The 7387-nt window shown below is 70.5% G+C and carries 5 protein-coding genes; all 5 read left to right on the top strand.

The window, feature by feature from the left end; genetic code table 11:
- The first annotated feature begins 190 nt into the window (after window positions 1-190).
- Window positions 191-1681 carry an AMP-binding protein gene (locus AB0C73_RS30160; RefSeq protein ID WP_362536323.1) on the top strand — a complete coding sequence of 497 codons (1491 nt, stop codon included), beginning with the start codon at window positions 191-193 and terminating at the stop codon, window positions 1679-1681.
- A 1-nt stretch (window position 1682) separates the two neighbouring features.
- Window positions 1683-3527, top strand: coding sequence for a DUF3556 domain-containing protein (locus tag AB0C73_RS30165; RefSeq protein ID WP_362536325.1), 1845 nt, complete (start codon window positions 1683-1685; stop codon window positions 3525-3527).
- On the top strand, window positions 3524-4951 hold the full coding sequence (locus AB0C73_RS30170; RefSeq protein WP_362536327.1) for an NAD(P)/FAD-dependent oxidoreductase: 1428 nt from the start codon (window positions 3524-3526) through the stop codon (window positions 4949-4951). The genes AB0C73_RS30165 and AB0C73_RS30170 overlap by 4 nt, the downstream gene beginning before the upstream one ends.
- Before the next feature lie 187 nt (window positions 4952-5138).
- Window positions 5139-6611 (top strand): ATP-binding protein, encoded by a 1473-nt coding sequence (locus AB0C73_RS30175; protein ID WP_362536329.1) that lies wholly within the window; start codon window positions 5139-5141, stop codon window positions 6609-6611.
- A 270-nt stretch (window positions 6612-6881) separates the two neighbouring features.
- Window positions 6882-7280: a hypothetical protein gene (locus AB0C73_RS30180; protein ID WP_362536338.1), complete on the top strand. Its 399-nt coding sequence runs from the start codon at window positions 6882-6884 to the stop codon at window positions 7278-7280.
- Window positions 7281-7387: the final 107 nt, after the last annotated feature.

A 7387-nucleotide genomic window follows, 5' to 3' on the forward strand; every position in this document is an offset into this window, starting at 1 on the left:
CCGGTCCTGGACCCGGCGACCACCGGGATCCGTTCCTGTCGCGCCGACAGGGCCGTTCCCGTCTCACCGGCAGTCCCCCGCGGCACGAAAGCGCGCGGCTTCTTTGGTCTCCCGGGACAGTGATCGCCCTGAAACGCGTCCTTAACGTACCAGCCACATCAGTCCGGAAGACCGGAAGAGGAGTCCCACCATGTCCGATCTCGGCTACCTCCCGTGGCACCGACCCGTGGCGTACGACGACCGGCCGTGCGTCCGCGACGACCGGCACGACCTCAGTTATGCCGAGTTCACCGCGTGGGTCGACGCGGTGGCCGAGCAGTTCGCCGAGCACGGCGTCGGCCCCGGTTCCGTGGTGGCGGTCATGCTGCCGAACCGCGTCGAGCTGCTCGTCTCGCTGGTCGCGGCCTGGCGCCTCGGCGCGGCCGTGACCCCGGTCAATCCGGTCTTCACGGCCCACGAGGCCGACCACCAGATCACCGACGCCGACGCGGCACTCGTGGTGAACCTCGGCCCCGAGGCGCCGAGCGCGGGCCGGACCAGCCTGGCCGTCGACGACCTCCGCCGGACGGCGGCCGGCACCGTCGCGCTCCCGGAACCCGCCACGAAGCCCGGCCACCTGGCCCTGCTCATCTACACCAGCGGCTCCACCGGCCGGCCGAAGGGCGTGATGCTCGACCACGCCCAACTCGACGCGATGGCGTCCATGATGGGCGGGGGTCTGGGCGTCACCGGCCAGGACCACTGCCTGCTGGTGCTTCCGCTGTTCCACGTCAACGCGATCTGCGTCAGCTTCCTCACGCCGATGACCGCGGGCGGGCGGCTGAGCCTGCTGGAGCGCTTCCACCCCGAGCGCTTCCTCGACGCGGTGCGGACGCTGCGGCCGACGTACTTCTCGGCCGTGCCGACCATCTACGCCCACCTGGTGTCCCTGCCCGAGGACGTCACCGTGGACACCTCCTCCGTCCGCGTCGCCATCTGCGGTGCGGCTCCGGCGTCGAAGGAACTCCTCGAGGCGGCCGAGAGCCGGTTCGGGTTCCCCGTCGTCGAGGGTTACGGCCTGACGGAGGGCACCTGCGCCAGCACCGTCAACCCGCTCCAGGGCGTGCGCAAGCCGGGCACCGTCGGCCTGCCGCTCCCCGGTCAGACGGTCCGGATCATGGCGCCGGACGGCTCCTTCGTCCCGGCCGGTCAGCGCGGCGAGGTCGTCATCCAGGGGCCCAACGTCATGCGGGGCTACCTCAACCGGCCCGAGGCCACCGAGGAGACCCTGCGCGACGGCTGGCTGCACACCGGCGATGTCGGCGTCCTCGACGAGGACGGCTATCTGCGCATCGTCGACCGGATCAAGGACATGATCATCCGCGGCGGCGAGAACATCTACCCCAAGGAGATCGAGGCCGTCCTGCACGCCTACCCCGGCGTCCTCGAAGCGGCCGTCGTGGGCGCCCCTCACCCGGTGTACGGCGAGGTCCCGGCCGCCTACGTCACGGTCTACCCCGGCACCGTGCTCGACCTCGACGCGCTGACCGAGCACTGCCGCACCCACCTGACCAAGGTCAAGGTGCCGACGGCGATCCACCGCGTCGACGCGCTGCCGAAGAACCCCGTCGGCAAGATCGACAAGCCCGCGCTGCGCGCGCGTGGCAACCACCTCCCCGCCCCCTCCACGACGGGAGCCTGACATGCCCTTCCTCACGCCCACCGTCCCGCCGTACGAGTCCCGGGAGTTCATGGCCCGCCCGCGCACGGAGCGGATCCGGCTGCTGACCGCCTTCTGGGCCGAGAACGGCTTCGGCAGCCCGCGGATGGTGCACACGATCTACATCGTGAAGCTCGTCCTCTTCTACGCGCTGGGCGGCGTCCTCGCCGCCACGCTGACCTCTCACGTCGGCTCGCCGCTCGACGTCGCCGGCTGGTGGGACGAGCCGATCGTCTACCAGAAGCTCGTGCTGTGGACGGTGCTGCTCGAGCTGTTCGGCGTCGCCGGCACCTGGGGCCCGCTCGCCGGCCACTTCAAGCCGATGACCGGCGGCGCCGCGTACTGGCTGAGGCCCGGCACCATCCGGCTGCCCCCCTGGCCCGGCAAGGTCCCGTTCACCCGGGGCGACCGCCGTACCGCCTTCGACGTCCTGCTGTACGCCGCCGCGCTCGGCTCACTCGCGCTCGCGCTCGTCCTGCCCGGCGTGCACAGCGCCTCACTGGCCGCGGCGCGGCCGGAGGCCGCCGGCGGCCTGGTCCGCCCCGCGCTGATGGCGCTCCCGCTGGTCCTGCTCGTGCTCTGCGGCCTGCGCGACAAGGTGCTCTTCCTGGCCGCCCGCGGCGAACAGTACCTGCCGATCATGCTGTTCTCGGCGACGCTGCCGTTCACCGACCTGATCATCGCCGCCAAGCTGCTCATCGTCGTGGTCATGGTGGGCGCGGCGGTCTCGAAGTTCGGCAAGCACTTCATCAACGTCATCCCGCCGATGGTCTCCAACGCCCCGTGGCGGCCGAAGTCCGTCAAACGGGCCCACTACCGCGGCGTCGGCGGCGGGGACCTGAAGCCCTCCCGGCTCTCGTGGTTCATGGCCCACATCCTCGGCACCACCGCCGAACTCGTCGTGCCACCGGTGCTGCTGTTCAGCACCGACCGGGAGCTGACCCTGGTGGCCGTGGCCTGCATGGTGGCCCTCCACCTGTTCATCGTGTCCACCTTCCCGCTCGCGGTGCCGCTGGAGTGGAACGTCCTGTTCTCCTACATCTACCTGTTCCTCTTCGTCGGGCACCCGGTCGGCGAGGGCTACGGCGTGCTCGACTTCTCGCAGCCGTGGATGCTGCCGGCCGTCACCGCGGGCCTGCTGTTCTTCCCGGTGCTCGGCAACCTGCGCCCCGACCTGGTCTCCTTCCTGCCCTCGATGCGTCAGTACGCCGGCAACTGGGCATCGGCGACCTGGGCCTTCGCACCGGGCGCCGAGGCGAAGCTCAACCAGCTGAAGAAGCCGGCGAAGAACCAGATCGACCAGCTCGTGGCGTTCGGCTACGAGCCGGACGTGGCCACCATGACGATGGAGCTGGCGATCGTCTGGCGCTCGATGCACAGCCAGGGCCGTGGCCTGATCTCGACCCTGCAGCGCTATCTCGGTGACACCTACGAGTCGTACACGCTCCGCGACGGCGAGTTCGGCTGCAACAGCGTCATAGGCTGGAACTTCGGCGACGGACACCTCCACGACGACCAGCTGATCGAGGCCATCCAGAAGCGGGTGGGATTCGCACCGGGGGAGTTCGTGATCGTCTGGGTGGAGTCCCAGCCGATCCACAAGAAGACCCAGGAGTACTTCGTGATGGACGCGGCGCTGGGCATCGTCGAGCGCGGTACCTGGCTGGTGAGCGACTGCGTCGAGCAGCAGCCCTGGCTTCCGAACGGCCCGATCCCGTCGAACGTCACCTGGAGACACCCCGAGTACCACCCCTCCGCGCGCCGGCCGGAACAGCAGGCAGCGCCTGGGCCGGCGGGGGCCGCGCCGGGGATGGGACTGACGTCGTGACAACGGCCGTCGTGGTCGGCAGCGGGCCCAACGGGCTCGCCGCCGCCCTCACCCTCGCGGCCGAAGGCGTGCGGGTGAGGGTGATCGAGGCCGCCGACACACTCGGCGGCGGCATCCGCTCCAGCGAGCTGACCCTCCCCGGGCTCGTGCACGACGAGTGCTCCGGTTTCCACCCGCTGGCGCTGGGTTCGGCGTTCGCCGAGCGGTTCGATCTCGCCGGCGCCGGGCTGACCTGGCGCTGGGCCCCGGCGGAGATGGCGCACCCGCTCCAGGACGGCCGGGGAGCGGTGCTCCACCGCTCGGTGACGCGGACCGCGGAGGGCCTCGGGTCCGCCGGAAAGTCCTGGTCCCGGGTGTTCGGGCCGCTCACCGACCGGTTCGACACGATCAGCCAGGAGTTCCTGCGGCCCGTGCTGCACCTGCCGAGGCACCCGGTCCACCTCGCCCGGTTCGGGCTGTTCTCCGGGCTGCCCGCCACGGTGCTGGCCCGCCGGTTCGGTACGCCGGAGGGCCAGGCCCTGTTCGCCGGCGTCGCGGCCCACGCGTTCCGGCCGCTGAACACCGTGGCCTCCTCGGCGATCGGCGTCGCCCTCACCACCGCAGCCCACGCCTACGGCTGGCCGGTCGCCGAGGGCGGATCGGTCGCGATCCGCGACGCGATTCTGGCCAGGGCGGCGGAGTACGGCGTGGAGTTCGAGACCGGCCGCCGCGTCACCTCGCTCGGGGAGCTCGGGAAACTCGGGGAGCGCGGGCAGGTGGACGTGGTCATGCTCGACACCTCACCGTCCGCCGCCGCCCGTATCGTCGGCGACCAGATGCCCGGGCGGGTACGGCGCGCCTACACGGCCTACCGGCACGGGCCGGGCGCGTTCAAGGTCGACTTCGCGGTCGAGGGCGGCGTGCCATGGACCCACGAGGGCTCGCGAACCGCGGGCACCGTCCACCTCGGCGGCACACTCGGCGAGATCGAGGCGGCCGAGAAGCTGGTCTGCTCCGGCCGGATGCCCGCGCAGCCGTTCGTCCTCGTCGGCCAGCAGTACGTCGCGGACAGGACCCGCTCGGCCGGCGACGTACACCCGCTGTACGCCTACGCCCACGTGCCGGCCGGCTACACCGGCGACGCCACAGAGGCGATCATCCGCCGCATCGAGCAGTTCGCGCCCGGATTCCGCGACCGCATCCGGGCGACCTACGTCCGCTCGACGACGGAGATGAGCACCCACAACGAGAACTACGTCGGCGGCGACATCGTCACCGGCGCGAACGACCCGCTGCAGCTGGTGTTCCGGCCGAGGGCCGCGATCAACCCGTACTCGACCGGCGTACCCGGGGTGTACCTCTGCTCGGCGGCCACGCCCCCCGGTGCGGGGGCGCACGGGATGTGCGGCTACAACGCCGCGCTCGGGGCACTGGCCCGCCTGTGACGACGGGCCGGGCCCGAGGGAGCGGGCCCGGCCCGGGCCCGTCCGGACGGCCTCCGCCAGCTCAGAGGCCCGGTTCGCATCAGGCGGATCGGGCCTCTTGGGTTTTCCCGTATCGATTTCCCTCCCAGCTCTCGACAAGAACTAGAGGTATGTTTTATGTAGGTGTACTTCTCTATCTGGAGCACTCGTGGACAAGCCTGCCGAGATGTTCGACCGGGATTACGAGTGGTCGGCGCTGAGCCGGTTCATCACCGATCCGCAGCCCGGCGCGACCCTGGGTGTGGTCTCCGGGCGCCGCCGCCAGGGCAAGACGTTCCTGCTGGATGCCGCGTGCCGAGCCGCCGGAGGGTTCTATTTCGGTGCGACCGAGGCCGCCGATGCCGAGTCGCTACGGCGGATCAGCGCGGCGCTGACCGCCCACGTCCGTCCTGCCAGCCCGTTCCACTTCGCCGACTGGGCAGAGGCCGTCGACGCACTGCTCGCACTCGGCGCCGAGCGGCCCGTCCCCGTGGTGATCGACGAGTTTCCGTACCTCGCCAAGGCCAACCCCGAGCTGCCCTCGATCATCCAGGAGGCGTTGCGGCCCCTGCGTGACCAGCGCGCCAACTCCCGTACCCGGCTGCTGCTGTGCGGCTCGGCCCTGTCCTTCATGGGCAGGCTGCTCTCAGGTAGCGCCCCCCTGCGCGGACGGGCGGGGCTGGAGCTGGTCGTCCGCCCCCTGGACCACCGCCTCGCCGCCGAGTTCTGGGACATCACCGACCCCCACCTGGCCATGAAGGTGAACGCGATCGTGGGCGGCACCCCGGCCTATCGGCGCGAATTCGCACGCGGCGACACGCCAAAGGGCCCGGACGACTTCGACGACTGGGTCGTCCGCACCGTCCTCAACCCCGAAACCCCCCTCTTCCGCGAGGCCCGCTATCTGCTGGCCGAAGAACCCGACCTTCGCGACACCGCCCTGTATCTGTCCGTCCTGGCCGCCGTCGCCGACGGCAACGCCACGCGCGGGGGCATGGCCGGCTACCTGGAACGCAAGGCCACCGACATCGCCCATCCCATCAACGTCCTCGAAGATGCGGGTCTGCTGCACCGGGACGCGGACGCCTTCCGCGACAACCGTCCCACCTACCGCATCGCCGAACCGCTGATCGGCTTCTACCACGCGATCATGCGACCGGTCTGGGACCAGCTCGAACGCCCCGGCAGCGCGGCACGGGTCTGGCAAGCCAGCCGTCGCCGCTACGTCAGCAACGTCCTCGGGCCCCACTTCGAACAGGTCTGCCGCGACTGGGCCCTGCATCACGCCGACCCCGAACTGCTCGGCGGTCTGCCGGCCCGTGTCGGACACGGTGTCGTTCACGACCCCAAGGCCCGTACCGGCCACGAGGTCGATGTGGCGGTCATCGGAATCGCAGACGGCGCCAAGCCGCCGCTGCTGGCCATCGGAGAGGCCAAGTGGAACGACACCATGGGCGCTGCCCACATCGAACGCCTCCGACACATCCGCGACCTCATCACCCAAGCCGGGCGCTACGACACGACCGACACGCGGCTGATCTGTTTCAGTGGAGCCGGATTCAACGACAAGGCGCACGCCGCTGCTACGTCAGACGCAGCCGTCCGGCTGATCGACCTGACGGCCCTCTACGGCCAAGCCTGACCGCTGCCCATGCTGCCGCAACACCATCGTGAGCGTGCCCGGTGAGGCGCATACGCAGCCGGCAGCAGACAGTCGACTGGCTCCTCCAGCAGGAGGCGGTCCCATGCGGATCACGGCTGAGGGGCGCAACCTGATGGCATGAGCGGAAACAGACCCACAGGTCCGCCGCCAGGACCGCAGCGAGGGCAGCCGCTGCCTTCGCCTGCGGCCGCCCCTTCGCCGCACAGGAAGATCCTCAGCCATGCGGCAGCAGCGCTCGGTGGGCTGCTGGTGGGCGTGCTCATCGGCGTGGTCGGGTCGCGGGGTGATGTCGCAGAGACTCCTTCCACCTCCCGGACGGTGACGGCCCCTCCGCAGACGGGCGGACCGTCCGAGACCCACACAGCTTCACAGCCTGCCACCACCGCGCCGAAGAAGGACGCCGCAGCCGCTGCGGAGATCCCCGGTGACGGCGTCTTCCTCGTGGGCAAGGACATCCAGCCGGGCACATATCGCAGCGACGGCAAGGACAACGTCCTCTGCTACTGGGCACGGCTGAGCGACACCACCGGCGAGCTGGGGGACATCGTCGCCAATGGAAACGCTGAAGGGCAGGTCATCGTCAAGATCAACCCGAACGACAAGGCGTTCCAAACCTCCGACTGCAAACCGTGGCAGAAGATCGACTAGTCGGCCCAGAACGCTCCCAGCAGGGCGCATCCTGCCCGGCACCTCGCGCAAGATGGACGACGGCTGGGAGAACCGCCGCCGCCGGGTCCGCGGCACCAACGACTGGG

This window comes from Streptomyces sp. NPDC048623 (assembly GCF_040650755.1).
Lineage (GTDB): Bacteria > Actinomycetota > Actinomycetes > Streptomycetales > Streptomycetaceae > Streptomyces.